Genomic DNA, 25,399 nt, shown 5'->3' on the forward strand with positions numbered 1-25,399 from the left:
TTTCTTCACAAAAAAGCCCGGCGGCGATCTCGCCTTTCCGGGCCTGTGTCACTGCTAAGGGCTTTTACGCGCGCGTCATCATCAACTTACGCAGCTCGGCAAAGTCTGCCGGCAGCGTGTGGGAGAGCAGCGGTAAATCGGCACGATCCGCCAGCTCTTTTGGCAACGGCAGCGATTCACCCAGAATTTCATCCACGCTCTCCTTAAACTTCGCCGGATGCGCCGTGCCAAGGAACAGACCATATTCACCCGGGTTCAGTTGATCGCGCAGGGCGCGATATGCCACCGCCGCGTGCGGCTCGGAGGTGTATCCCAGTTGCTTCAGTGCGCGCATGGTCTCTTTAGTGGTTTCATCGGTGACAGAGGCGTAGCCCAGGTCGCCCAGACGCCAGATCTTGCGACGGAACAGCTCTTCCACGCGTGGCCAGTTGTTAGGCTGGGAAACGTCCATCGCATTCGAGAGCGTCGCCTGCGTCGCGTTTGGCGTCCATTTGCCCTCTTTCAGGAAGCGCGGCACCGTATCGTTGGCGTTGGTGGCGGCGATAAAGCGCTTCACCGGCAGCCCGAGCGATTTTGCCAGCAGGCCTGCCGTCAGGTCGCCGAAGTTACCGCTCGGAACAGAGACCACGAGCTGATTACGCGCTTCCTGCGGCAGCTGCGCCACGGCTTCGAAGTAGTAACAGATCTGCGCCAGCAGACGGCTGATGTTGATGGAGTTTGCCGAGTTCAGGCCCAGCGCCGTTTTCAGCTCTTCGTCATCGAAGGCCTGTTTTACCAGCGCCTGACAGGCATCGAAATCCCCGTCGATAGCAACGGTTTCAATATTGCCGCCGAGGGTGCAGAACAGTTTTTCCTGCAGTGGGCTGATTTTACCCTGTGGATAGAGAATGACTACGCGGACGTTTTTCAGACCATAAAACGCATGCGCCACGGCCGCACCGGTATCACCGGAGGTCGCGGTCAGGATGGTTACCGGCTTGTCGCCGCTGATGTGCGTCAGCATCTGGGCCATAAAACGGCCGCCAAAATCTTTGAATGCCAGGGTCGGGCCGTGGAACAGCTCCAGGCACCCTACGTCCGGCTCCACCTGGCTCACCGGCGCCGGGAAGGCAAACGCCGCGCGAACGCGCTCTTCCAGCAGCTCCTGCGGAATTTCGTCGCCAATAAACGCGGAGAGAATTTTGGTGCTGCGGCTGACAAAATCCATCTCCAGCATCGCATCAATATCGGTCAGGCTAAATTCCGGCAGATCGTGCGGAAAGAAGAGCCCCTGGTTTTTACCCAGCCCCTGAGTCACCGCCTGCGCGAAGCTGACCTGCTCATTGTGATCTTTAAGATTGTAGAGTTTCATCGATTATCCCAGTACTCGTGCGCCCGCCGTGTCCAGACGGCAAATATGAACAAAGCCTTCCTGATTTTGCAGGTAATTTTTACCCAGCCACTCCGCGACGCGCTGCGCGGTATCCGGCTTATCGCACAGTGCGAACAGCGTCGGACCGGAGCCGGAAATACCGCACGCGACCGCGCCGATCTCCAGGGCGGCGCTACGCGCCTCGTTAAACCCTGGTAGCAGCCTGGTGCGGTACGGCTCGGCTATTACGTCTTTCATCAATTTCGCCGCCAGTTGAGGCTGACGGGTATAACAGGCATGAATGAAGCCTGCCAGGTGACGACCATGCGCGATACAGTCCTGGCGACGATACTGCGCCGGCAGAATGGCACGCGCTTCGGCGGTCGAAACTTTAATGCCCGGATAGGCCAGCACCCATAGCCACTCATCAAAGCCGGGGACCTGCTGACTGATGATGCCATTCTCTTCAATCATCAACTGCATGCCGCCCAGGAAGCAAGGGGCCACGTTGTCGTAATGAATGCTGCCAGAGATGCGTCCTTCCAGCTCGCCCATCAGCGCCAGCAGACGGTTGTTATTCAGCGGTTTGCCGCAGTGTTCGTTCATCGCGACCAGGGCCGCAACGACGGAGCAGGCGCTGGAGCCCAGACCTGAGCCAATCGGCATCCCCTTTTCAAGGGTCATGGCCACCGGAACGGTTTTCCCTATCTCCTGACAAAAACGTTCCCAGCACTGGTAAACAATGTTTTCACGCGGTTCCGTTGGCAGCTTGCTGGCAAAACGCCCTACATTTTGCAGGCTAAACGTCTGAGCCGCTTCGACAGTGACGATATCGCCCAACAGAGAGCCCTCGGTTGGCGTAACAGCCGCCCCCAGAACATCAAACCCGACGCTCATATTGGCGCTGGAAGCCGGGGCATAAACTTTAACCATCTTAAACTCCTAACTTCCATGACAGGGTACGCAACAGATCGGCAAACACCCCCGCCGCTGTCACATCATTCCCTGCGCCATAACCGCGAAGCACTAACGGCAATGGCTGATAATAGTGACTGTAAAATGCCAGCGCATTTTCGCCGTTTTTAACTTTGAACAGCGGATCGTTACCGTCCACTTCTGCAATCTTCACGCGACAGACGCCGTCCTCTTCGATATTGCCAACATAGCGCAATACGCAACCTTCATCACGGGCTTTCGCTACGCGAGCAGCAAAGAGATCGTCCAGCTGCGACAACCGGCTCATAAAGTCAGCCACGTCGCCCTTGTCATCGAAGGATGCGGGTAGCACAGGTTCGATCACTATGTCGCTCAACTCCAGTTCACGCCCGGTTTCACGGGCAAGGATCAGCAGCTTACGCGCCACATCCATACCAGAAAGATCATCACGCGGATCCGGCTCGGTGTAGCCCATCTCACGGGCTAATCGGGTAGCTTCAGAGAGGCTCATGCCCTCGTCGAGTTTACCGAAAATGAACGAGAGCGAGCCTGAGAGGATCCCGGAGAAACGTTGCAGTTCATCGCCGGCATTCAGCAAGTTTTGCAGGTTTTCGATAACCGGCAGCCCTGCCCCGACGTTGGTATCGTAAAGGAATTTGCGTCGCGATTTTGCCGCTGCGTGGCGCAGTTGATGGTAATAGGCCATCGACGAAGTGTTGGCTTTTTTGTTCGGGGTGACCACATGGAAGCCTTCGCGCAGGAAGTCGGCGTACTGATCGGCGACGACCTGGTTCGACGTACAGTCGACAATGACCGGGTTCAGCAGATGGTACTCTTTCACCAGGCGGATCAGGCGCCCAAGGTTAAAGGGCTCTTTGGCTTCGGCCAGTTCAGTCTGCCAGTTTTCCAGATTCAGGCCATGCACGTTGGTCAGCAGCGCTTTTGAGTTCGCCACGCCACAGATGCGCAGATCGATATGTTTGTTCTTCAGCCACGTCTGCTGGCGCTTGACCTGCTCCAACAGCGCGCTGCCGACGCCGCCTACACCGATCAGGAACACTTCGATCACCTGGTCGGTGTTGAAAAGCATCTGGTGGGTAACGCGCACACCGGTCGTCGCATCGTCATTATCCACCACCACGGAGATTGAACGCTCAGAAGAGCCCTGCGCAATGGCCACGATGTTGATATTGGCGCGAGCCAGTGCGGCAAAGAACTTCGCGGAGATGCCGCGCAGGGTACGCATGCCATCGCCTACAACCGAGATAACGGCCAGACGCTCCTGAATGGAGAGCGGCTCAAGCAACTCCTCTTTCAGCTCCAGATAGAACTCCTCTTCCAGCGCCCGGCGTGCACGCAGACAGTCGCTCTGAGGGACGCAAAAACTGATGCTGTACTCAGAAGAGGATTGGGTGATCAGTACCACCGAGATGCCATTGCGCGACATGGCGGCAAACACGCGGGCCGCCATCCCGACCATACCTTTCATTCCGGGGCCAGAGACGCTGAACATCGCCATGTTGTTCAGGTTAGAAATGCCTTTCACCGGCAGGCCATCTTCATCGCTGCTCGCCCCAATCAGCGTGCCAGGTGCCTGCGGATTACCCGTATTTTTAATCAGGCAGGGGATCTGGAATTGGGCAATCGGAGAGATGGTACGCGGGTGGAGCACTTTGGCGCCGAAGTAGGAGAGCTCCATCGCCTCCTGGTAAGACATTGACTTCAGCAGGCGCGCATCCGGCACCTGGCGCGGATCGCAAGTATAGACCCCATCGACGTCAGTCCAGATCTCACAACAGTCGGCGCGCAGGCAGGCGGCCAGTACCGCGGCAGAGTAATCAGAACCATTACGCCCCAGCACGACGAGCTCGCCTTTCTCATTTCCGGCGGTGAAGCCCGCCATCAGGATCATGTGGTCGGCAGGAATTTTCCCTGCTGCGATACGACGGGTTGATTCGGCAATATCAACGGTAGATTCGAGGTAGTGACCTACGGCGAGAAGCTTTTCCACCGGATCGATCACGGTGACGTTATGGCCACGCGCTTCCAGTACGCCTGCCATGATAGCGATAGAGAGTTTTTCACCGCGGCAGATGAGCGCCGCATTGATGCTGTCCGGGCATTGCCCTAACAGGCTGATACCATGCAGTACGTGTTTGATCTGCGCGAACTCTTGCTCAACAAACGCTTTCAGTTGCGCGAGGGGAAAACCGGGCTGGGCATCGGCCAGGCCCTGCAACAGCTCGGCGAAAATGCGTTCGGCGTCGCTGATATTCGCCAGCGCGTCCTGGCCACCGATGGTTTTTTCAATCATCGCCACCAGATGGTTAGTAATTTTGGCCGGGGCAGAGAGCACCGTTGCTACCTGCCCCTGCCTGGCATTGCTTTCCAGGATGTCGGCAACCCGCAGAAAACGTTCTGCATTTGCCACTGATGTACCGCCGAACTTCAACACTCGCATGGTATTACCTCATGATCTTTGGCCGAAAAAAAAGCCCGCACTGTTCAGGTGCGGGCTTTTTTCTGTTTTTCCTGTACGCGTCAGCCCGCATCGTTACCTGTGGTAATGATGGTGGTTGTAGTAATGGTGGTGATGCTGATGCGTTTCATGGATGTTGTGTACTCTGTAATTATTATCTGTCTGTGCTGTATCCCTATATTGGTTAAAGTATCCGGGCGGCTAAGTCAACGAATTTCTATTTTAAGCCCCTGACAGGGAGCTTTTACGTCTCGCTGCTGAGGGGTTTATTTCATTCCGGATCGGACCGAAATACCTCCCCAAACCCGGAGCTTTATCCATAACAAAAAGTGATAACAGAATTTTACTCTGCCAGTTTTTTTTCAATATCGTGCAGCAATCGGTGCAACATTGCCGTGTCTCGTTGCTCAAGCAAGCCAATGCGCTGGGCTATCCAGTCAGCCATTTTTTGATCATCTGCCACATTCAGCGTCGATAAAAGACGTTCTACCCTGGCACGCAATGCCTGAAGCTGATTTTCATCTGCCTGGTCGATAGGCGCTGCGGGAATTTGCATTAGGGAAGCTAATTGATAACAGTAAACCATCACCGCCTGCCCCAAATTGAGTGAAGGATAATCGGCCACCATAGGCACCCCTGTCAGCACATCGGCGAGCGCCAGTTCTTCATTAGTGAGACCCGAATCCTCCCTTCCAAAGACCAGCGCCGCCCGATTTATCCATTGGCTTTTTTCCTGCATCAGCGGCACCAGTTCGGCGGGCGTCGCATAGTAATGGAATTTTGAACGACTGCGTGCGGTGGTCGCGACGGTAAAGGAAACATCGTGCAGCGCGGCTTCAAGCGTTTCGTAAGTAGTTATATTATCGAGTATTTCCCCCGAACCATGGGCAACGCGACGGGCACCCTCTGCCAGGTGCGCTTCGCTGGCTACGATGCGCAGATCGGTAAACCCCATGGTCTTCATAGCGCGTGCGGCAGCGCCGATATTTTCCGCTCTTGCCGGGGCGACCAGCACGATAGACAAATGCATTAATGCTCTCTTTTTAGGCAGTTAGCGCGTAAAATTGTGATGTCCATCAACATATTACGCAGCACGAATTTACAAAATTGCAACACGAATCACCGAAATAGCGTTTCATAACAAATTAAAATCGCTAAACTATTTATGAACGAAACTTCAGCGATAATGTTAAAAAAAGCTGGTTATCCTCATGTTTATTAATGATAATATCATTACAAGATGTTGCAGGACATTGGATTCGCCTCGTTTATCAATCAATCAGCGCAACTAGTTGGTTTATTGAAAATTTGTGACAAAGGCTAGCAATCCGCTACGAGGATTTCATCAAACTGTTAACGTGCTACAATTGAACTTGATATATGTCAACGAAGCGTAGTTTTATTGGGTGTCCGGTGTCACTTAGCCTGTTATGTTGCTGTTAAAATGGTTAGGATGACAGCCGTTTTTGACACTGTCGGGTCCAGAGGGAAAGCACCCACGACCAAGCTAATGATGTTGTTGACGTTGATGGAAAGTGCATCAAGAACGCAATTACGTACTTTAGTCACGTTACGCCGGTCATGTTAATTTGCGACATGTATCAGGCAGGTCAGGGACTTTTGTACTTCCTGTTTCGATTTAGTTGGCAATTTAGGTAGCAAACATGCAGACCCCGCACATTCTTATCGTTGAAGACGAGTTGGTAACACGCAACACGTTAAAGAGCATTTTCGAAGCAGAAGGCTACGATGTCTTTGAAGCGACCGATGGCGCAGAGATGCATCAGATCCTTTCTGAAAATGATATCAACCTGGTTATTATGGACATCAACCTGCCCGGGAAAAACGGCCTTCTGCTGGCGCGCGAATTGCGTGAGCAGGCGAACGTGGCGCTGATGTTCCTGACAGGCCGCGACAATGAAGTGGATAAAATCCTCGGCCTGGAGATCGGTGCGGATGACTACATCACCAAACCTTTCAACCCTCGCGAGCTGACCATTCGTGCGCGCAACCTGCTGTCCCGTACCATGAACCTGGGCACAATCAGCGAAGAGCGCCGCAGCGTAGACAGCTACAAGTTCAACGGTTGGGAATTAGATATCAATAGCCGCTCCCTGGTTAGCCCGAATGGCGATCAGTATAAACTGCCACGCAGTGAGTTCCGCGCTATGCTGCACTTCTGCGAAAATCCGGGCAAAATTCAGTCTCGTGCAGAACTGCTGAAGAAAATGACCGGCCGTGAGCTGAAGCCGCACGACCGTACCGTCGATGTCACTATTCGTCGCATTCGTAAACATTTCGAATCCACGCCGGATACCCCGGAAATCATCGCCACTATCCACGGTGAAGGTTACCGTTTCTGCGGTGATTTGCAGGAATAATCCAGCCAAAGACGTAAAAACGGCGCACCTAGCGCCGTTTTTTTTATTTCCATAGCCGCATTGAATTCTCATCTGGCTCACGCGGTTTTACGGTTGAAAACGCATACCAGTCCAGATGACGCGTCAGGTACATCACCGCAAACAGCGCCAGCACCAGTACGCCTGAACCCAGTAGCAGCGCGCTATCTTCAGAACGCAGCAGGAACCACATCACCGTATCCAGCATCAATAACGCGATGACGAAAACGACGCCGCGCCTCCAGCTTTTGAGCACCGCCTGTAAGTAAATGCCGTTCATCATTGCTCCCAGCAGGCTGGCAATGACCCATGCCGGCGTGAATCCTACATGCTCTGAGCAGGCCAGCAAAACCAGGTAAAAGAGCACTAGCGACAGGCCAACCAGCAGATACTGCATCGGATGCAGACGCAGCCTGGTCAGGGTTTCGTAGACGAAAAAGGCCATAAACGTCAGGGTAATAAGCAAAATCGCATATTTGATGGCACGGTCCGTCAGCTGATATTGATCCGCCGGCGTCGCCACCGTGACGCTAAACGCAGGGACGTTGTGCCATTCGGGGAGGGCTTTCTCGCTGAACAGGCTTTCAAGGTTGTTCGCAAACCAGCTACTTTCCCAGTGTGCCTGGAACCCCGAGGCAGTGATGTCACGCTTTACGGGCAGGTAGTCACCCATAAAGCCGGGATGCGGCCAGTTACTCGTCAGGTTAAGCTGGCTATTGCGCCCCACGGGCACCACCGAGAAGCTTCCTGTACCGTTCAGACTGAGTGACATCTCCAGGGCGATCGTTTTCTCTTCCAGAATTTTACCGCTCAAGGGAATATGAATGCCCGGCAGCTGCCCGGCCACACCCGAGCCGGGTTCAACGGTGAGCGTTTCGCCGTTGACGGGCGATACTTTCACCGCGCTAATACCTCGGGCATCCCCTACGCCGACCACAATAAACGGCTGCCCCAATGTCAGCGTTTCGCCTGTCAGTTGCGCCAGTTTTTCGGTGTTATACCGCGCCTGAAGCTTAAGATCGGTATGCCAAATCTGACCGTCATAAATGCCGATACTCCGGGACTCAACCTGTTGATTTCCGTCAACCACCAGGGATTCCGGCAGCAAAAAATGGAGGAAGCTGCGCTTATGCTCAACTTTTTTATCCTCCTCGTATTTGTAAAAGACCTCGGTAACCGGTATAGCGATCAACGGTCCAACCAGCTGCTGTGAACCACTGGTACTCTGGCGCAGCGCACTCTCCACCTCCTCGCGATAGCTGGCGCGCTCATCGGTCAGGTTACTGACCATTAGCAAGGGAACGAGCAGCAGCATAATGCAGCCGATAAGGGTAGTAACTTTCCAGAACAGGGGGGATTTTTTCATGACCTTCTCCTTTGTGATGGAGAAAGCGTACGGCAGCTCTGTGCGGGTAATTTGAAGTTATGTGAAGGGACGGTGAAGTTCCAGTACGGCCTCTACCCCACCCTCTTTGCGGTTGTGAAGATGGATCTCTCCCTGATGAAGGCGCGCCACTTCCTGCACAAAGGCCAGCCCCAGCCCACTGCTCTTAAGGCCGTTTTCCCGCGGTAAGGAGTAAAAGCGCTCGAATACGCGCTGCAGGGCGTAGTCAGGGATCCCACTGCCGCTGTCCGTCACGCACAGCATAACCCGCTGATGCGCTTCGCGGGCCGTAAGCGCAAGGGTTCCTTCTGGCGGCGAGAAATCCATCGCGTTATCCAGCAAATTCCCCAGCGCCTGCTCCAGCAACTCCTCATCACCCTGAACCATCAGCGATGATGTCGGGCAGATGACGTTAAGCTTTTTCGCCTGAATCTGTGCAGCACGGGCATCAAGGAGGCGGCGGAACAGTGCATCCACCGAAACAGCCGTAGCGCTGATTTCGATACGGTTTTCCAGCCGCGCCTGCGCCAGCAGCTTTTCGACCAGCGTCTGCATCCGCGCATTTTGCACAAGGATATTATCCGTAAAGCGCGCAGCGACATCCGGCGGGGGCAATTCCCGTAAGATTTCTGCCGCGCCGCGTATGGCGGCAAGGGGACTCTTCAGCTCATGGGTCAGAGCGTGAACGTACTGCTCTATGTAATTTTTACCTTCCAGACGCATACGCATATTCTCCAGCGCCTGCGCCAGTTTGCGAAGCTCGCTACTTCCGGGATCGGGCAGCGGTAGCGGGTTGTCGCCGCTGACGGAATCGGCATAGCGTGACAGCGCGCTTATCGAACGGTTAATCCACCAGGCCACCGCCAGGCCAATCATCAGGGCAATACCCAGCAAAGCGCCACCGGCCCACAGAATACGGCGCTCACTGCGCTTGATCACCGGTGCCATCGCGCTATTGGGTTTGCCAACGCTCAGTACGCCAATAATTTTGCCGTTCTCCGTTACCGGAGCGGCCACATACATTACTGTGCTTTCGGGATCTGCGGGGTTGCTCTGCGTGCTCCGGGCACCGTATTCACCGCGAAGCGTCAGCCAGACATCATTCCAACGCGAATAATCCTGCCCCACGGCTTTGCCAGCGGAGTCAAACACCACTCGCCCCTGGGCATCGGTCATGTAGACGTGATACTCGTTACGGACTTTATGAATCCCGCCAATATCGGCGCGAAACGGGCGCGCAGCGAGCCGGGAAAATGCCTGGGCCAGCTTGCCGTTTAGCGGGTCGCCCGACAGCAGGTCGTCGCGCCCGACTTCGGCCAGTAACGTGGCGGTATCGATGAGCGTCCCTTCGGTGGCGCGGCGCACCCCGGGTTTGACCTCTTGTACGAAGATGGAGAGCACAAACCAGGCGGCGATCGCCACAATCAAAAAATAACCCAGCAATAACCGCATCCCGATGCGCATTAATTCAGACCCAGACTGTAGCCGAGCCCACGATGGGTGCAAATGGGTGACAAGTCGCCATTGATAGCCCGCAGCTTGGCGCGCAAGGTTTTGATGTGAGTATCTACGGTGCGGTCAAAACTGTCGCCCTCATCTCCCCAGACCATGTCCATCAGTTGCTGCCGTGAGTAGACGCGTCCTGGGGCACGCAGCAGCGTCTTCAAGAGTAAAAATTCATAGCGGGTCAGCTGCAGCGGTTTGCCGCACCAGCTGATGTGCGCCGCGGGCTCATTAAGCGCAAACTGTCCGATGTGTACGATCTCTGCAGGTGTGGAAGATTTCTGCAAGCGCCGCAGAATAGTCCGGACCCGGGCGCACACTTCACGTGGTGAGAAGGGCTTCGCCACATAGTCATCGGCCCCCATCTCCAGACCCAGCAGCTTATCCACCTCATCACTGCGGGCAGTGAGAAATAACACCGGCAGCAGAGGATGCTGCGCCAGCAGCTGGCGGCACAGCTCAAAACCGCTGATATCAGGCAAACCAACGTCAAGGATTGCCAGCGCCGGAAGTTGATGCCGGGCTTCCTCCAGCGCAGGCAGACCCCTGGCAAACGCTTTGACCCTAAACCCCTCCTGCGAAAGCATGTAAATGAGGGTGTCGGCAATGCTGGCTTCATCCTCAACCAGCCATATCAACGGTTGCTGCATGCTGCGTCCTTATATTAATGCCACGGCATAATTGGCACCGCGCTGAGCGCGTTTTTCGGCGATCCTTCTACCACTTTATCGGAGTAGGCCAGGTAGGCCAGGGTGTTGCGCTTTGCATCGTAAAAACGCACGACCTGCAGTTTTTTGAAGACCAATGACGTGCGTTTCTGGAAGACCACATCCCCTTCTGTCTTGCCCTTTTTGATCTTGTCGCTGAGCTCAATAGGGCCCACCTGCTGACAAGAAATGGCCGCATCGGAGGTATCTTCAGCCAGCCCCAGGCCACCCTTGATGCCGCCCGTCTTCGCCCGACTGATATAGCAAGTCACATTCTTCACATCAGGATCGTCGAAGGCTTCAACCACGATTTTGTGGTCAGGGCCAAAGACTTTAAAAACGGTGTCAACGGAACCAATTTGCTCGGCCTGCGCGGCATGAGCGCCAGCAAAAAGGAGCGTGAAAGCGATCAAACTCTTGTATTTCATATTGTTACCATATCAGAAAATTGCGTTGCGTAATTATTCAACACGTGAGTAGAAAAAGGTAGCAAGATCACAGGATTAGAAAATAGTTCTCATATCCACTGGTCAAAACGCATCAATGCGCAAAAAAAACACCGAATGCTTAAACATCAAAAAATGCTATTATCCGCTAACCTGTTAGCAGGGCTCTTGCTGTTTTAAGGATGAGGATAGTATATGGATCAGTCTGGAATTATTCGCGATCTGCTTACCTGGCTGGAAGGCCACCTGGACCAACCTTTGTCACTTGATAATGTGGCGGCAAAAGCGGGTTATTCCAAGTGGCATTTACAACGGATGTTCAAAGATGTCACCGGCCACGCTATCGGTGCCTATATCCGCGCTCGTCGGCTCTCTAAATCAGCCGTCGCGCTTCGCCTTACCGCGCGTCCGATTCTGGACATCGCGCTGCAATACCGTTTCGACTCGCAGCAAACCTTTACCCGAGCCTTTAAAAAGCAGTTCTCGCTCACGCCGGCGCTCTATCGCCGCTCGCCGGACTGGAACTCCTTTGGGATGCGACCACCGCTGCGCATGGGTGAATTCACTATGCCTAAGCATGAATTCATTACCCTGCCTGAAACGCACCTTATCGGCACCACGCAGAGCTACTCCTGCTCACTGGAGCAGATTTCAGAGTTTCGTCATCAGATGCGCGTACAGTTCTGGCGTGACTTCCTGAGCCATGCCCCGGCCATCCCGCCGCTGCTGTATGGCCTGAACGAAACGCGTCCGAGCCAGGAAAAAGATGACGAACAAGAGGTGTTCTACACTACCGCGCTGACGCCAGAGATGGCCAACGGCCATGTCCATGATGCCAAACCGGTGGTAGTGGAAGGCGGTGAGTATGTGATGTTCACCTATGAAGGGCTGGGAACCGGGGTGCAGGATTTCATTCTGACGGTTTACGGCACCTGCATGCCTATGCTCAATCTGAACCGCCGTAAAGGGCAGGACATTGAGCGTTACTACCCGGCCACCGATGTGAAGCCGGACGAACGCCCAATCGACCTACGCTGCGAATACCTGATTCCGATTCGTCGTTAACGCTGCAGTTCGTCCAGTGCAGGGGCATCCAGATGCGAAATGTCCCCTGCCATCTCCACTACCCATCCCGACGCCAGCCACGGGCTTTCCTGATAGTCGATACGGGAAAGCGAGCAGTTGCGCAGACGCAGGCGGCGCTCAGCGTAGGCCGGCAGTCCAAGAATGGTACTCACCAGGCAGCCCAGCGCCATACCATGGCTTACCAGCAAAGGACGACTCCCCTCCGGCAGCTTCAGGCACTCTGCCAGCGCCGCGTGCATACGCTGGCTCAGCTCAAGCATGGACTCACCTTCAGGAATACGTCCATCTTCCGTACCGTTAACCAGCGTTCGACGCCAGCTCTCCTCTTCTTCTGTCAGGGAGGCGACGTGACGCTGCTCCAGCACACCCATGTCCAGTTCGCGCAGGCGAGAGTCCAGGGTGATCTCGCATCCGCAGGCATCTGCGATAATGCGCGCCGTTTGTTGAGTGCGGCCCAGGTCGCTGGCAATGACGTGGGTGATCCCCAACGTTCTTGCACGCTCCGCCACTTGCCACGCTTGTTCCACCCCTTTAGAGGTGAGAGGACTGTCTGACTGGCCTTGAATACGTCGCTCGGCGTTCCACTGCGTTTCACCGTGGCGAACAAGGTAAACCTGTAACATGTTATTTTCCGTTATACTGCGATGAGTTTTTTTTGAATCGAGTTCAATTATGCACCATGTTGTCTCTGCTACCACTAATCCTGCCAAAATTCAGGCAATTCTAAAGGCTTTTGAAGAGATCTACGGCGAAAGATCGTGCCACATTGACGCCGTCAGCGTCGAGAGCGGCGTCCCGGAACAGCCTTTTGGCAGTGAAGAAACACGGGCTGGCGCACGTAATCGCATTGCCAATGCCAAAGCCGCGGTACCGGATGCCGATTTTTGGGTCGCCATTGAAGCCGGTATCGACGAAGGGGCGACATTCAGTTGGGTGGTGATCGAAAGCCGGGATCAGCGCGGCGAAGCCCGCTCGGCAACCCTGCCGTTACCCGAGAAGATTTTAAGAAAAGTGCAAGAAGGTGAAGCGCTCGGGCCGGTGATGTCGCACTACACCGGCATCGATGAGATTGGTCGTAAAGAGGGGGCGATCGGTGTCTTTACTGCCGGGGCACTCACGCGCGCGAGCGTCTATCACCAGGCGGTGATCCTGGCGTTGAGTCCGTTCCACAACGCTATCTATCGCTGATCGCCCAGTAGAACAGAGTCGAGCCAGTGACGAAGCTCTACGGGAGCCGATTTCAGGCTGTTTGAGCCTCGGGTGATGGTGGCAATACCGGCGCCAAGTTCGCTTTTCAGCTCGCGCTGGCTCATTTCACCGCGCAGAAGCTCTTCGATAATACGCACCCGCGTGCCCAGCGCTTCGCGCTCGTCGGGGGTGAGCATTAACTGCAGCAGCGGTAAGTGCAAGTCTTGCTCATAAGATTGACGAAGCAGCTCCACAAAACGAAGCCACTCCTGGTTGCGTTGTTCGGCCATTGCCGAGGAATACGGGGAATGCTGGGTCATGTTATGCCGCCTGTTGTACTCTTAAACGAGTACAAGCATAACATAACCCACCGCGATCAGTAACGTCGCTGCCACTCACTCTCACTCAACAGGGTATCTTTCTGCCCCATGAAGTGACGATAGTAGGCATCATAAGCCAGCACGTTTTTCACATAGCCGCGGGTTTCAGAGAACGGAATGCTTTCAACGAAGGCGACCGCGTCGATACGCCCTGCGCTGTTATTCAGCCAGGTGCGTACGCGTCCAGGACCGGCATTATAGGCCGCTGAGGCGAAGATACGGTTGTTACCAAACTGCTCATAAACATGCTGCAGATAGCTGGTGCCGATATTGATATTCATCTCCGGCTCCAACAGTTGCGCAGAGCTACTGTAACCCGGGATATTAAACATCTTCACCGTATGCGTCGCCGTGGCGGGCATCACCTGCATCAGGCCACTGGCACCTACCGGCGAACGTACTTTTGGATTCCAGGCGCTCTCCTGGCGGGCGATCGCCATCGCGTAGCTCTGCGGGATCGCTTTGCCAGTGACGTACTGCGCAAAGAGATCGTTATAGGCCAGCGGGAAACGCTCCTCGAGATGATCCCACAGCTTGCCGGCGATCGTGGCCTGTACGCTAAGATCCCACCAGTGATTGTTAAAGGCATAGCGGGCCAGCTGCGCTTTTTCATCCTGGGTACGACTGGTCACCAGATTGGCCCACTCACTGCGCGCGGTATTATCCAGGTTCCAGTACATTAACTCGCGTACGCGCGCCATCTCTGGCCCCTGCACCAGCGACGGGTCGATCGTTGTCGGCGCTTTATCGATCTTGTAGGTGTACTCTTCACCAAGACGCTGAGCGGAGATCATCGGATAGAAACCGCGCTGCTGCATCAGGGAATGCAGGATCGTCTTCGCCTCTTCCTCCCGGCCACGCTCCAGCAGCAGATCGGCCTGCCAATAACGCCACTCGTCTTTCTCTTTCGCATCCATTGGCAGACGCGCCAGCCAGGTATTCAACCCCCGGCGATCGCCGCTTCCCAGCGCCATACGGACACGGCGCTCCACCAGCGAGGTAGAGTTCGAGCGCATGATGGCATCATCACGCCAGCGTGCCTGTTCATCGGTAACATCATTGCCCATCAAACGCCAGGCGACGATGTCCCGTAGCGCTTGCGTCTGCTCCTCGTTGAGCTGCTGTGCCTCTGCCAGCGACGGGATCATCAGGCGGGCGTTTTCCGCATCCTCCCGCGCCACGCTGGTGAAGGCCACCTCCGCCATCTGACGCGTGAAATCGGTCGCGCCGGTCGTGCGGGCAAAATCCATCACCGTGTCTGGATTGTTCGCTAACTGGATAACGGCAGAGGAGATAGTTTGATACTCCGACGGCATCTGCCCGGCAAGGGTGGTCACCAGACGGGTGTTGCCAGCTTTCATTGCCAGGCGAATGCGTTCGAGCCAGGCCAGCGGATCTTGTTTGCCGGAGGCACGCCAGGCGCCGAAGAGGGAATCACAGGCGTTTGGCTGGCTTTTTCCGGACAGCCACAGCGCTTTCGCTCCTGCCCAGGCCTCGTCCTGCTGACCGGTAACCCATTTGGCGTAGTAGTAGTTGCACTGTGCTTCTGTGGTGCCCGGTTTTTCCGGGCTGAAGGCCAACAACCCGCGCCAGTCTTCCCGGCGCGCCAGTTCATTCACAAAACGTGACTGCAGGGTACGCGCAGGCGGCAACGTTGGGTTGGCCTGGATGAAATTGGCGACGGCGACGGTCGGCTGGTTCATCAAATCGTCAGTCAGCTGACGATATTCCAGGTAGGGGTACAGCGGATAGTCTTTGAGGCTGGGCATCAGCGCCTGGACGGTGTCCATCTGGCGGCTGTCCCAGGCCTGCTTGATCTGCGCATAGCGGTTACGTTGTTCATCCAGTGAATCGGCGCGAGCCACGTGGTTTATCGTCATCACGCATACGCTGGCAGCCAGCAGACGCCAGACCACCTGTTTGGCTTTTTCCACAAGCTCTTCCTCTTGATTCATCATTAAATGCAGCATCTTGCCGCGTAAAAGCGTCACTCACTTATGCTAACCAGGCATCCGGCAGCGCGCCACGTTACGGACACTTTTTTACCTTTTCTGCGCGTTTTAACACTCCAGGCGTCGGTGGCTGGGATTAGGGCGGGAAAAAGGCTACACTTCGCAGCTATTCTCATCACGATAAAAGAGGCGAAGTCCAACGTGGCTCAATTCGTTTATACCATGCATCGTGTCGGCAAAGTCGTACCGCCGAAACGTCATATTCTCAAAAATATCTCGCTGAGCTTCTTCCCGGGCGCGAAAATCGGGGTTCTGGGTCTCAACGGTGCCGGTAAGTCCACCCTGCTGCGCATCATGGCCGGCATTGATACAGACATCGAAGGCGAAGCCCGTCCGCAGCCTGGCATCAAGATCGGCTACCTGCCGCAGGAGCCGCAGCTGAATCCGGAACACACCGTACGTGAATCCGTGGAAGAGGCGGTTGCCGAAGTGGTTAACGCTCTCAAAGGGCTGGACGAGGTGTACGCAAAATACGCCGAGCCCGATGCGGACTTCGACAAGCTGGCTGCTCAGCAGGGCAAGTACGAAGAGATCATTCAGGCGCACGACGGCCATAACCTGAACGTGCAGCTGGAGCGCGCGGCGGATGCCCTGCGTCTGCCAGACTGGGATGCGAAGGTCGAGAAGCTTTCCGGTGGTGAACGCCGCCGCGTGGCGCTGTGCCGCCTGCTGCTGGAAAAACCAGACATGCTGCTGCTCGACGAACCAACTAACCACCTGGATGCAGAATCCGTGGCCTGGCTGGAACGCTTCCTGCACGACTTCGAAGGTACCGTCGTGGCCATTACCCACGACCGTTACTTCCTCGACAACGTGGCGGGCTGGATCCTGGAACTGGACCGTGGCGAAGGTATTCCATGGGAAGGTAACTACTCCTCCTGGCTGGAGCAGAAAGACCAGCGTCTGGCTCAGGAAGCCTCTGCTGAAGCGGCGCGTCGCAAGTCTATCGAGAAAGAGCTGGAGTGGGTACGTCAGGGTGCGAAAGGCCGTCAGTCTAAGGGTAAAGCCCGTCTGGCACGCTTCGAAGAGCTGAACAACACCGAATACCAGAAACGTAACGAAACCAACGAACTCTTTATTCCACCTGGAGCACGTCTGGGGGATAAAGTGGTGGAAGTCAGCAACCTGCGTAAATCCTACGGCGACCGCCTGCTGATTGACGATCTGAGCTTCTCCGTGCCGAAAGGGGCGATCGTCGGCATCATCGGTCCGAACGGCGCGGGTAAATCCACCCTGTTCCGCATGATGTCCGGTCAGGAACAGCCTGACAGCGGCTCTATCACCCTGGGTGAGACCGTGAAGCTGGCCTCCGTTGACCAGTTCCGTGACGCGATGGATAACAGTAAAACCGTGTGGGAGGAAGTCTCCGGCGGTCTGGATATCATGCGTATCGGCAACACCGAGATGCCAAGCCGCGCCTACGTTGGCCGCTTTAACTTCAAAGGCACCGACCAGGGTAAACGCGTGGGCGAGCTCTCCGGTGGTGAGCGTGGTCGTCTGCACCTGGCGAAACTGCTGCAGGTAGGCGGAAACGTGCTGCTGCTCGATGAACCGACCAACGACCTGGATATCGAAACCCTGCGCGCGCTGGAAAACGCCCTGCTGGAGTTCCCGGGCTGCGCGATGGTTATCTCGCACGACCGTTGGTTCCTCGACCGTATCGCAACCCACATTCTGGACTACCAGGACGAGGGTAAAGTGGAATTCTTCGAAGGTAACTTCACCGAATACGAAGAGTACAAGAAACGCACGCTGGGCGCTGATGCGCTGGAGCCAAAGCGTATCAAGTACAAGCGTATCGCGAAATAAAAGCAAAACGGCAACTTCGGTTGCCGTTTTTTATATTTGTTCCGGCTCCCCGTGGGAAGGGCATCAGGCCGTCTTTTCACACTCCCACGTAAAACCGCTTCACCTCATCAAACTGCATTGCAAACTCGATATAACTCATTAGCGCAGGCGAGTTCAGTTTGCGGCTCGGATAGGCCAGCCACAGGTCGTTCCCCTCGACGTTCCACTCCGGCAGCACTTTTACCAGCGCCCCTGTCTCAATCTTATCTTCCAGCAGGAACGCGGGGAGCAGCGTGATCCCGGCCCCGGCGATAGCACACTCCCGGGCGTAGACCAGGTTATCGGTCAGATGGGCATTATCCGGCAGATAACGGTAATCCTCGTTCTCGCTTTGCAGCAACCACTCTGACCAGGCTTTATGAGTAATACAGCGGTGCTCTACAAGCAGGCTGGGATGGGTGAGCGGAGCCCGACTCGCCAGATAGTCCGGCGAGGCCAGCATGTAACGAGGACAGTGGCCAATCATGCGGCCAATCAGGGAGGAGTCCTGTGGCTTGCCGGTGCGCAACGCGACGTCAAAGCCCGACTCAACCAAATCCACCACGTCGTCAGAGATGGACACATCCAGCGAAACGTCCGGATAGCGGCGCTGAAATTCGGCATTCAAATGGGCCAGCAACGTCGCGCCGAGACCTGCCGGGCAGGTGATACGCAGCCGCCCGCTGGGGTTATCCCGTAGCCGCTGAATGGCATACTCGGCGCGTTCACTGGCGGCAAGCATCTCCCGACAGTGAATCAGGTAATGCTCCCCGGCAAACGTCAGATTGAGTTTGCGGGTCGTTCGGTTGAGCAGGCGGATCCCTACCTGCTGCTCAAGCTGGCTAATGCGCTGACTGACGCTCGACTTCGGCAGACCCGCCTTTAGCGCAGCCGAGGTAAAGCTGCCCAGTTCCGCCACCAGCGCAAAGAGCGCCATATCCTGCAGCTGTTTAAACATGATTGTTCACCTTATGCGAACACTGCGTTCTTGATTGTCCATCTTATCACGCAACTGATGGCTTAATAGACTAGCCTCAACACTGCGCATTCCAATGAGGAGATCACCATGTCAGTTAAAGCCATTGCCGTTAACCCAGCGAACCCCGCCGCTTTTATTGAAATCACCCCGCCGATGCCGCAGCCGGGTGAGCACGATCTCCTGGTTGAAGTGAAGGCCGTCTCCATTAACCCGGTCGATACCAAAGTCCATGCCGGGATAGCTAAAAACGGCCTACAGGAACCGCGTATTCTCGGCTGGGATGCCAGCGGCATAGTCAAAGCCGCAGGAAGCGCCGTCACGGGTTTTAAAGAAGGTGATGAGGTCTGGTATGCCGGCGATATTACCCGCCCAGGCAGCAACACTACGCACCAGCTGATTGATGCACGCATTGTCGGCCATAAACCCACCCGCCTCGACTGGGCCGCTGCTGCCGCCCTGCCCCTGACGGCACTCACCGCCTGGGAGGGACTGTTTGAACGACTCAACGTACAGGATGCCGACGCGGATAAAACCCTGCTGATTATCGGTGGCGCGGGCGGGGTCGGCTCGCTGGCGATCCCGTTTGCGAAGCACAACAGCAAGGTGAAGGTGATTGCCACCGCATCGCGTGAGGATTCCGCGCAGTGGTGTCGGGATCGCGGTGCGGATATGGTGGTGAACTACCGCGATCTAAAAGGTGAGCTGGCGAAACAGGGGATTAACTTCGTCGATTACATCTTTATTCTTAATGATACCGATGGCCACTGGGATGCAGTCAGTGAGCTGATTGCGCCGCAGGGGCATATCTGTACCATCGTTGAGAACGCGCATCCGTTGAATCAGGACAAGCTGAAGTCCAAATCCGCTGCTCTGCACTGGGAGTTTATGTATACCCGCAGCATGTACCAGACTGCAGATATGGCACGTCAGGGCGAGATTTTAAACGCAGTGGCGAAGCTGGTGGATGAAGGTGTGGTGGAGAGTTCCCTCAGCGAAACGCTGCATGGTCTGAGCGTAGAGAGCATCACCGAGGCGCACCGTAAAGTGCTGGAAGGGCATATGCGCGGAAAAGTGGTTGTGGCGTATTGAGCGGTCTGCTGCCCTCACCCCGACCCTCTCCCAGAGGGAGAGGGAGGTGATAGGCTACTCACCCTGTAAGCGAAGGTGAAAAGACAACTCTGAACGATCCCCTCTCCCTGTGGGAGAGGGTTAGGGTGAGGGGTGGCAATCTACCCCTGCTCCCCCATCATCGCCTTCACCAGCTCTACGCAGCGCAGGAAACGGGTGTCGTAATCCGACGCTTCAACGTGCACAAACTCAACGTTATTCTCATTAAGCATCTCCACCAGCATGGTCTGGAACTCTTTCCTGTCCACGGAACTGCCGAGGCTACGCATACCGTCTGCAACCCACGGCGTGTTGTTCTCCAGCAGGATCACCAGGTCGAAGCGATACTCATCAATCAGCGCCTGCACGAACGGGTGCTCGCGCCCTTCGTACTTCTTACAAAACGCCTGAGTAGTAACGAAATCGGTATCGATGAAAGCGACCTTATTGGCATATTTCACCGCGAAATCAATGTACTGGGCATGCCCAAGCGCAATTTTATCGTAATCAGAATACTGCAGCGCCATCTCATCACCGCCCAGATGTGAGAAGACGTAATCCCGCCCGTACTCCCATGCGCTGGTAGTGTTAAAGATGTTTGCCAGCTTGTTCACCAGCGTCGATTTACCGCTCGACTCACCGCCCAGAATCGCCACGGTACGCACGAAGAATGGCTTAACCTCGGTGGGAATGTACTCCCAGTAGCGGAACGGGTTTTCGCGGATCTGCGCGCCGCTGATGTTCATGAACGTCCGTTTAGGATCGATAAGCACCGTTTCGGTTCCCAGATGCTGCAGATACTGGGATGCGTCAGACTCTTCAGAGGTGTAGATCGAGTTCGGCTGAATCCCCTTCTCTTCCATAAACGCCCGGATGCCATTACTCCAGACGTCCCAGCCGTGGGGATACGGCTCCATCCCCTCTTCGTTGAAAGCGTGGATGCGGATATTTTTTTGATACTTAAAGGTCTGCAGCAGCCAGCGCAGACGATCCGACACCGTCGGCTGCTGGGACATCGCACTCGCCTCAAACAGCTCACGGTCGCGTTTATCATCGTAGCCCATGATGATGTGCAGCTCATCCACCTGGCTACAGGCGCGCTGAATCAGATAGATATGGCCCGTATGCAGGGGGTAAAACTTGCCGAACACCACCCCGATGTTCTTCTGAAGGCGCGGGAATTCGAGCCCCAGAAAACGGTGCAGCGCTTCAAGTTTTTGCGCACTGGGGCTTTTGATTTTGGCGTTAAGCAGTTGGCTTAGGTAGCCTTTGGTCATGCCGCTGGCTTCCGCCACCTGCTGTAACGTACAGCCCTTCTGGCGAATCGCGGTCTTGATATAGTCAAATGACGACATAAATTACGGTGCCTCCTGCAACATCGAATGCATAATTATAAGTCGTCAAAAACACTTAACGCATCAGAGAGTTTTTTAACCGGGAAGACTTTCATCCCTTCAGGCAATTTTTTCGGTACGTTGGCTGCCGGCACAATGGCCCGACGGAAGCCATGTTTTGCAGCCTCGGAGATACGCTCCTGGCCGCTCGGTACGGGGCGAATCTCCCCGGCCAGACCCACTTCACCAAAGACCACCAGATCCTGCGGCAGCGGCCTGTCGCGCAGGCTCGAGACCATCGCCAGCAACAATGCCAGGTCAGCGCTGGTCTCAGTGACCTTCACGCCGCCCACGACGTTGACAAAGACATCCTGATCCGCCATCTGCAAGCCACCGTGACGGTGCAGCACCGCCAGAAGAATGGCCAGGCGGTTTTGCTCAAGCCCCACCGCCACGCGGCGCGGGTTGCCCATCATGGAGTGATCCACCAGCGCCTGAATCTCTACCAGCAGCGGACGGGTCCCTTCCCAGACCACCATCACCGAACTGCCAGAGGTTACTTCATCGCCGCGGCTTAAGAAGATGGCCGACGGGTTGCTCACTTCACGCAGCCCCTGTTCGGTCATGGCAAAGACCCCCAGCTCATTGACCGCGCCAAAGCGGTTTTTATGGCTGCGCAGAGTACGGAAACGGGAATCGGCGTCGCCATCCAGCAGTACCGAACAGTCGATACAGTGCTCAAGCACTTTTGGGCCGGCCAGCGAGCCATCTTTGGTCACGTGGCCCACCATCACAATGGCCACACCCCGCGTTTTGGCAAAGCGCGTCAGGTAGGCTGCAGTTTCACGCACCTGGGCCACGCTGCCCGGCGAGGATTGGACATCGGCCATGTGCATCACCTGAATGGAGTCGATCACCATCAGTTTCGGCTGCTCTTCATCAGCGATCATGCAGATCTGCTCGATGCTGGTTTCCGACAGCATGTTCAGGTTGCCGGTGGGCAGACCCAGACGGTGGGCGCGCATTGCCACCTGCTGCAGCGACTCTTCCCCGGTGACGTACAGGGTTTTCATCTGTTCGCTCAGTTTGCACAGCGTCTGTAACAGCAGCGTGGATTTCCCGGCGCCCGGGCTCCCGCCAATCAGAATGGCGCTTCCCGGCACAACGCCGCCGCCCAGCACGCGGTCAAACTCTTTGAAACCGGTAGAGAAACGCGGCAGCGCTTCCAGGCTGATTTCAGACAGCTTCTGGACCTTCGAAACGCCCGCATTACCCGCATAGCCCGTCAGGCGCTCGTTGCGGGCAACGGTTGGCGAAGCGGCCACACGCACTTCGGTGATGGTGTTCCAGGCATGACAGGCGCTGCACTGCCCCTGCCAGCGCGGATAATCCGCACCACATTCATTACAGACAAATGCGCGTTTTGGAGCTTTCGCCACGGTTTACCTCGTTATTTCTGATTCAGGCTACCGGAGAGGATGCAGAACACCCCCATCAGGTCAGCATGACGGATAGTCACTTCCGTCTTTTCATTAACTTTTGGCTTGGCATGGTATGCCACGCCCAGCCCTGCCGCTTTAATCATTGGCAGATCGTTCGCGCCGTCGCCGATAGCCACGGTTTGCTCGAAGGGTATGGCGTATTTCTCTGCCAGACTCAGCAAGGTGTTCGCTTTGTACTGGGCATCCACGATATCGCCGATCACCTGGCCGGTGAGTTTACCGTCCCGGATCTCCAGTTCGTTCGCCACCACCGCGTCAAGACGCAGTTTATCGCGCAGATAGTCAGCGAAGAAGGTAAAGCCGCCAGAAGCGATAGCCACTTTCCAGCCGAGCGTCTCCAGCTTGAGCACTAACTGCGCCAACCCTGGCATCAGCGGCAGCGTTTCACGCACCTGCATCAGGATATTGGCATCGGCATCTTTCAGGGTGGCTACGCGCTGTTTCAGGCTGGCGGTAAAGTCCAGCTCACCGCGCATCGCGCGCTCAGTGACTTCTGCCACCATTTCGCCGGTCCCCGCCAGTTTGGCGATCTCGTCGATACACTCAATCTGGATAGCCGTTGAATCCATATCCATCACCAGCAGGCCCGGCGTTTTCAGATGCGGGATTTTCCCCAGCGGCGCAACGTCCATCCCGGCATCATGTGCCAGGCGCGTGGCGCGCTGCGTTAAGGAGCCCGCCAGACGGATGACCTGATAATCTTCTACGCACCAGGCCGCAACGATAACCATCGCTGCGCCCAGCTTGCGCTGATATTTCGTCAGTTGCTGTTTATCCAGGCCGCGTCCGTACAGCAGCCAGCCGCTACGGCCAGCGTGGTAATCCAGTGGCATTACCTCATCGCCACTGAGAGAGAGCGGCAATCCTGGCCAGAGAGAGACATCATTAGGCAGGTCGCACCAGGTAATGTTTGGCATTAAAGCTCCTGTAAAATCGTTCGCGCCGGGAATCATCCAGGGGGAAAATAACGCATGAGGCTACCTTGTAACCATCACTTCTGGCAACATTAAGCCGAAAATTTTCAGCAGGTGGAATATGGCTCGCGCAAAACTGAAATTCCGGCTTCACCGTGCCGTGATCGTCCTCTCCTGTCTCGCCCTGTTAGTGGCGTTGATGCAGGGAGCGTCGTGGTTCAGCCAGAACCACCAACGACAACGGAATCCCCAGCTTGAAGAGCTGGCCCGCACGCTGGCGCGACAGGTTTCACTGAATGTCGCCCCGATGATGCGTACCGAAACGCCCGATGAAAAACGCATCAGCCAGGTGTTGCGGGTGTTAACCGAAGAGAGCCGCATCCTGGATGCCAGCATTTACGACGAATCTGGCGAACTGGTTGCCCGCTCCGGCGAGCACGTCGAGGTGCGTGACCGACTGGCGCTGGATGGCAAAAAAGCGGGCGGATATTTTAACCAGCAGATTGTTGAGCCGATCCAGGGCAAAAACGGTCCGCTGGGTTACCTGCGCCTGACCCTCGATACCCACACGCTGGCAACCGAGGCCAAGCAGGTGGATAACACCACTAACATTCTGCGCCTCATGTTGCTGCTGTCGCTGGCAATCGGCGTGGTGCTGACGCGAACCCTGTTGCAAGGGAAACGTACCCGCTGGCAACAATCGCCCTTCCTGCTGACCGCCAGTAAATCGGTGCCGGAAGAGGAAGAGAGCGAAAAGAAAGAGTAGTGGTACAGTTGACTCCCCTTTCAGAAAAGGAAATCTGCATGTCTACATTACGCCTGCTTATCTCAGATTCATATGATCCCTGGTTTAACCTTGCGGTGGAAGAGTGCATCTTCCGCCAGATGCCCGCCACCCAGCGCGTGCTGTTCCTGTGGCGTAACGCCGATACGGTAGTCATTGGTCGGGCGCAGAACCCCTGGAAGGAGTGCAACACCCGGCGCATGGAAGAGGACAACGTGCGCCTGGCGCGCCGGAGCAGCGGCGGCGGCGCGGTGTTTCACGACCTGGGTAACACCTGCTTTACCTTTATGGCGGGTAAACCGGAGTATGACAAAACGATCTCGACCGCCATTGTGCTCAATGCGCTCAATTCGCTGGGCGTGACAGCAGAAGCCTCGGGTCGTAACGATCTGGTGGTGAAAACCGCGGAGGGCGACCGAAAAGTGTCCGGCTCTGCCTACCGGGAGACCAAAGATCGGGGCTTCCACCACGGCACGCTGCTATTGAATGCCGATCTGAGCCGTCTGGCAAATTACCTCAATCCGGACAAGAAAAAGCTACAGGCTAAGGGGATTACCTCGGTGCGTGGCCGCGTGGCGAATCTGGTGGAGCTGCTGCCGGGGATCACTCATCAGCAGATTTGCGACGCCGTGCGCGAGGCCTTTTTCGCCTATTACGGCGAGCGCGTGGAAGCAGAGGTGATCTCACCGGACAAAACGCCGGATCTGCCCAATTTCGCTGAGACTTTTGCCCGCCAGAGCAGCTGGGAATGGAATTTCGGTCAGGCGCCGGCATTCTCCCATCTGCTGGATGAGCGCTTTACCTGGGGCGGCGTGGAGCTGCATTTCGATGTTGAAAAAGGGCATATTACCCGCACGCAGGTCTTTACCGATAGCCTGAATCCGGCCCCGCTGGAAGCATTGGCGGCGCGTTTACAGGGCTGTCTGTACCGGGCCGATATCCTGCAGCAAGCGTGCGATGCGTTGTTAGGGGATTTCCCGGAGCAAGAGAAAGAGTTGCGGGAGTTATCGACGTGGATTGCGCGGGCAGTACGATAACGGGCGGTATGATAACCGCATTCCAGCCCTCTCCCAGAGGGAGA

Annotated in this window: 24 protein-coding genes and 1 other annotated feature; of the genes, 7 read left to right on the plus strand and 17 right to left on the minus strand. The window is 55.9% G+C overall.

Annotation, left to right across the window (positions count from 1 at the left end; all coding sequences use genetic code 11):
• Nucleotides 1–64: 64 nt before the first annotated feature.
• The 6 genes from thrC to yjjY form a co-directional block, all read right to left on the minus strand.
• The gene (gene thrC / locus B3511_RS15620; RefSeq protein WP_286783743.1) at nucleotides 65–1,351 is read right to left on the minus strand and encodes a threonine synthase; all 1,287 of its coding nucleotides are present in this window, start codon (nucleotides 1,349–1,351) and stop codon (nucleotides 65–67) included.
• A 3-nt stretch (nucleotides 1,352–1,354) separates the two neighbouring features.
• Nucleotides 1,355–2,284, minus strand: a complete 930-nt coding sequence (gene thrB, locus B3511_RS15625) for a homoserine kinase (protein WP_286783744.1) — start codon at nucleotides 2,282–2,284, stop codon at nucleotides 1,355–1,357.
• Between the two features lies 1 nt (nucleotide 2,285).
• Nucleotides 2,286–4,748 (minus strand): bifunctional aspartate kinase/homoserine dehydrogenase I, encoded by a 2,463-nt coding sequence (gene thrA / locus B3511_RS15630; RefSeq protein WP_286783745.1) that lies wholly within the window; start codon nucleotides 4,746–4,748, stop codon nucleotides 2,286–2,288.
• A gap of 24 nt (nucleotides 4,749–4,772) precedes the next feature.
• Nucleotides 4,773–4,890 (minus strand) — a sequence feature (Thr leader region).
• Nucleotides 4,829–4,897 carry a thr operon leader peptide gene (gene thrL, locus B3511_RS15635; RefSeq protein ID WP_072039575.1) on the minus strand — a complete coding sequence of 23 codons (69 nt, stop codon included), beginning with the start codon at nucleotides 4,895–4,897 and terminating at the stop codon, nucleotides 4,829–4,831. Its footprint overlaps the feature before it by 62 nt.
• A gap of 212 nt (nucleotides 4,898–5,109) precedes the next feature.
• Nucleotides 5,110–5,796, minus strand: a complete 687-nt coding sequence (locus B3511_RS15640) for a tRNA/rRNA methyltransferase (protein WP_286783746.1) — start codon at nucleotides 5,794–5,796, stop codon at nucleotides 5,110–5,112.
• A gap of 398 nt (nucleotides 5,797–6,194) precedes the next feature.
• Nucleotides 6,195–6,335: a protein YjjY gene (yjjY, locus tag B3511_RS15645; protein ID WP_085938930.1), complete on the minus strand. Its 141-nt coding sequence runs from the start codon at nucleotides 6,333–6,335 to the stop codon at nucleotides 6,195–6,197.
• Between the two features lie 95 nt (nucleotides 6,336–6,430).
• On the opposite strand from yjjY, the gene arcA reads away from it, so the two are divergent.
• Nucleotides 6,431–7,147 carry a two-component system response regulator ArcA gene (gene arcA / locus B3511_RS15650; protein ID WP_040077250.1) on the plus strand — a complete coding sequence of 239 codons (717 nt, stop codon included), beginning with the start codon at nucleotides 6,431–6,433 and terminating at the stop codon, nucleotides 7,145–7,147.
• A gap of 43 nt (nucleotides 7,148–7,190) precedes the next feature.
• On the opposite strand, the gene creD is transcribed toward arcA, so the two are convergent.
• Genes creD through creA form a run of 4 tightly spaced genes read right to left on the minus strand, consistent with a single transcriptional unit; the run spans nucleotide 7,191 to nucleotide 11,187 of the window.
• Nucleotides 7,191–8,531, minus strand: a complete 1,341-nt coding sequence (gene creD / locus B3511_RS15655; RefSeq protein ID WP_286783747.1) for a cell envelope integrity protein CreD — start codon at nucleotides 8,529–8,531, stop codon at nucleotides 7,191–7,193.
• Between the two features lie 57 nt (nucleotides 8,532–8,588).
• Entirely contained in the window at nucleotides 8,589–10,013 is a 1,425-nt protein-coding gene (gene creC / locus B3511_RS15660; RefSeq protein WP_286783748.1) for a two-component system sensor histidine kinase CreC, read from the minus strand.
• Nucleotides 10,013–10,702, minus strand: a complete 690-nt coding sequence (creB, locus tag B3511_RS15665; protein ID WP_207292963.1) for a two-component system response regulator CreB — start codon at nucleotides 10,700–10,702, stop codon at nucleotides 10,013–10,015. The genes creC and creB overlap by 1 nt, the downstream gene beginning before the upstream one ends.
• Before the next feature lie 14 nt (nucleotides 10,703–10,716).
• The gene (gene creA / locus B3511_RS15670) at nucleotides 10,717–11,187 is read right to left on the minus strand and encodes a protein CreA (protein ID WP_207292962.1); all 471 of its coding nucleotides are present in this window, start codon (nucleotides 11,185–11,187) and stop codon (nucleotides 10,717–10,719) included.
• A 213-nt stretch (nucleotides 11,188–11,400) separates the two neighbouring features.
• Here creA and robA point away from each other — a divergent pair, with 213 nt between their 5' ends.
• Entirely contained in the window at nucleotides 11,401–12,270 is an 870-nt protein-coding gene (robA, locus tag B3511_RS15675) for an MDR efflux pump AcrAB transcriptional activator RobA (RefSeq protein ID WP_040077258.1), read from the plus strand.
• Here the strand turns inward: robA and gpmB are convergent.
• Entirely contained in the window at nucleotides 12,267–12,914 is a 648-nt protein-coding gene (gpmB, locus tag B3511_RS15680) for a 2,3-diphosphoglycerate-dependent phosphoglycerate mutase GpmB (protein ID WP_286783749.1), read from the minus strand. The two genes, robA and gpmB, sit on opposite strands and share 4 nt — an antisense overlap.
• Nucleotides 12,915–12,963: 49 nt before the next feature.
• Here gpmB and yjjX point away from each other — a divergent pair, with 49 nt between their 5' ends.
• On the plus strand, nucleotides 12,964–13,479 hold the full coding sequence (gene yjjX / locus B3511_RS15685; protein WP_046885036.1) for an inosine/xanthosine triphosphatase: 516 nt from the start codon (nucleotides 12,964–12,966) through the stop codon (nucleotides 13,477–13,479).
• Here the strand turns inward: yjjX and trpR are convergent.
• Both trpR and sltY read right to left on the minus strand, forming a co-directional pair.
• Nucleotides 13,470–13,799 carry a trp operon repressor gene (gene trpR, locus B3511_RS15690; RefSeq protein WP_040077262.1) on the minus strand — a complete coding sequence of 110 codons (330 nt, stop codon included), beginning with the start codon at nucleotides 13,797–13,799 and terminating at the stop codon, nucleotides 13,470–13,472. The genes yjjX and trpR overlap by 10 nt on opposite strands.
• Nucleotides 13,800–13,855: 56 nt before the next feature.
• Nucleotides 13,856–15,793, minus strand: a complete 1,938-nt coding sequence (gene sltY, locus B3511_RS15695; protein WP_286783750.1) for a murein transglycosylase — start codon at nucleotides 15,791–15,793, stop codon at nucleotides 13,856–13,858.
• A gap of 219 nt (nucleotides 15,794–16,012) precedes the next feature.
• On the opposite strand from sltY, the gene ettA reads away from it, so the two are divergent.
• On the plus strand, nucleotides 16,013–17,680 hold the full coding sequence (gene ettA, locus B3511_RS15700; protein ID WP_040077264.1) for an energy-dependent translational throttle protein EttA: 1,668 nt from the start codon (nucleotides 16,013–16,015) through the stop codon (nucleotides 17,678–17,680).
• Between the two features lie 76 nt (nucleotides 17,681–17,756).
• Here the strand turns inward: ettA and B3511_RS15705 are convergent, their stop codons facing one another.
• Nucleotides 17,757–18,656: a LysR family transcriptional regulator gene (locus tag B3511_RS15705; RefSeq protein WP_286783751.1), complete on the minus strand. Its 900-nt coding sequence runs from the start codon at nucleotides 18,654–18,656 to the stop codon at nucleotides 17,757–17,759.
• A gap of 108 nt (nucleotides 18,657–18,764) precedes the next feature.
• Between B3511_RS15705 and B3511_RS15710 the strand changes: the two genes are divergently transcribed.
• Complete coding sequence (locus tag B3511_RS15710) at nucleotides 18,765–19,766, plus strand: zinc-binding alcohol dehydrogenase family protein (RefSeq protein WP_040077266.1); 1,002 nt, start codon at nucleotides 18,765–18,767, stop codon at nucleotides 19,764–19,766.
• A gap of 140 nt (nucleotides 19,767–19,906) precedes the next feature.
• On the opposite strand, the gene nadR is transcribed toward B3511_RS15710, so the two are convergent.
• The 3 genes from nadR to serB are packed head-to-tail and all read right to left on the minus strand — an operon-like array spanning nucleotide 19,907 to nucleotide 23,537.
• Nucleotides 19,907–21,139, minus strand: a complete 1,233-nt coding sequence (gene nadR, locus B3511_RS15715) for a multifunctional transcriptional regulator/nicotinamide-nucleotide adenylyltransferase/ribosylnicotinamide kinase NadR (RefSeq protein WP_040077267.1) — start codon at nucleotides 21,137–21,139, stop codon at nucleotides 19,907–19,909.
• A 35-nt stretch (nucleotides 21,140–21,174) separates the two neighbouring features.
• On the minus strand, nucleotides 21,175–22,557 hold the full coding sequence (radA, locus tag B3511_RS15720; RefSeq protein ID WP_040077268.1) for a DNA repair protein RadA: 1,383 nt from the start codon (nucleotides 22,555–22,557) through the stop codon (nucleotides 21,175–21,177).
• Nucleotides 22,558–22,568: 11 nt separating this feature from the next.
• Complete coding sequence (serB, locus tag B3511_RS15725; RefSeq protein WP_286783752.1) at nucleotides 22,569–23,537, minus strand: phosphoserine phosphatase; 969 nt, start codon at nucleotides 23,535–23,537, stop codon at nucleotides 22,569–22,571.
• Nucleotides 23,538–23,655: 118 nt separating this feature from the next.
• Here serB and B3511_RS15730 point away from each other — a divergent pair, with 118 nt between their 5' ends.
• Nucleotides 23,656–24,300, plus strand: coding sequence for a YtjB family periplasmic protein (locus B3511_RS15730; protein ID WP_040077271.1), 645 nt, complete (start codon nucleotides 23,656–23,658; stop codon nucleotides 24,298–24,300).
• A 38-nt stretch (nucleotides 24,301–24,338) separates the two neighbouring features.
• A complete protein-coding gene (gene lplA / locus B3511_RS15735) occupies nucleotides 24,339–25,355 on the plus strand; it encodes a lipoate--protein ligase LplA (protein ID WP_040077273.1) in 1,017 nt (338 codons plus the stop codon).
• Nucleotides 25,356–25,399 lie beyond the last annotated feature (44 nt).

Source organism: Leclercia sp. UBA1284 (assembly GCF_002308415.1).
Classification (GTDB): Bacteria; Pseudomonadota; Gammaproteobacteria; order Enterobacterales; family Enterobacteriaceae; genus Enterobacter; species Enterobacter pneumoniae.

Bases quoted from the DNA above. Each gene is read 5' to 3' on its own strand.
- thrC (WP_286783743.1), bottom strand. From the start codon at position 1,351: ATGAAACTCTACAATCTTAAAGATCACAATGAGCAGGTCAGCTTCGCG.
- thrB (WP_286783744.1), bottom strand. From the start codon at position 2,284: ATGGTTAAAGTTTATGCCCCGGCTTCCAGCGCCAATATGAGCGTCGGG.
- thrA (WP_286783745.1), bottom strand. From the start codon at position 4,748: ATGCGAGTGTTGAAGTTCGGCGGTACATCAGTGGCAAATGCAGAACGT.
- B3511_RS15640 (WP_286783746.1), bottom strand. From the start codon at position 5,796: ATGCATTTGTCTATCGTGCTGGTCGCCCCGGCAAGAGCGGAAAATATC.
- arcA (WP_040077250.1), top strand. From the start codon at position 6,431: ATGCAGACCCCGCACATTCTTATCGTTGAAGACGAGTTGGTAACACGC.
- creD (WP_286783747.1), bottom strand. From the start codon at position 8,531: ATGAAAAAATCCCCCCTGTTCTGGAAAGTTACTACCCTTATCGGCTGC.
- creC (WP_286783748.1), bottom strand. From the start codon at position 10,013: ATGCGCATCGGGATGCGGTTATTGCTGGGTTATTTTTTGATTGTGGCG.
- creB (WP_207292963.1), bottom strand. From the start codon at position 10,702: ATGCAGCAACCGTTGATATGGCTGGTTGAGGATGAAGCCAGCATTGCC.
- creA (WP_207292962.1), bottom strand. From the start codon at position 11,187: ATGAAATACAAGAGTTTGATCGCTTTCACGCTCCTTTTTGCTGGCGCT.
- robA (WP_040077258.1), top strand. From the start codon at position 11,401: ATGGATCAGTCTGGAATTATTCGCGATCTGCTTACCTGGCTGGAAGGC.
- gpmB (WP_286783749.1), bottom strand. From the start codon at position 12,914: ATGTTACAGGTTTACCTTGTTCGCCACGGTGAAACGCAGTGGAACGCC.
- yjjX (WP_046885036.1), top strand. From the start codon at position 12,964: ATGCACCATGTTGTCTCTGCTACCACTAATCCTGCCAAAATTCAGGCA.
- trpR (WP_040077262.1), bottom strand. From the start codon at position 13,799: ATGACCCAGCATTCCCCGTATTCCTCGGCAATGGCCGAACAACGCAAC.
- B3511_RS15705 (WP_286783751.1), bottom strand. From the start codon at position 18,656: ATGTTTAAACAGCTGCAGGATATGGCGCTCTTTGCGCTGGTGGCGGAA.
- B3511_RS15710 (WP_040077266.1), top strand. From the start codon at position 18,765: ATGTCAGTTAAAGCCATTGCCGTTAACCCAGCGAACCCCGCCGCTTTT.
- nadR (WP_040077267.1), bottom strand. From the start codon at position 21,139: ATGTCGTCATTTGACTATATCAAGACCGCGATTCGCCAGAAGGGCTGT.
- serB (WP_286783752.1), bottom strand. From the start codon at position 23,537: ATGCCAAACATTACCTGGTGCGACCTGCCTAATGATGTCTCTCTCTGG.
- B3511_RS15730 (WP_040077271.1), top strand. From the start codon at position 23,656: ATGGCTCGCGCAAAACTGAAATTCCGGCTTCACCGTGCCGTGATCGTC.
- lplA (WP_040077273.1), top strand. From the start codon at position 24,339: ATGTCTACATTACGCCTGCTTATCTCAGATTCATATGATCCCTGGTTT.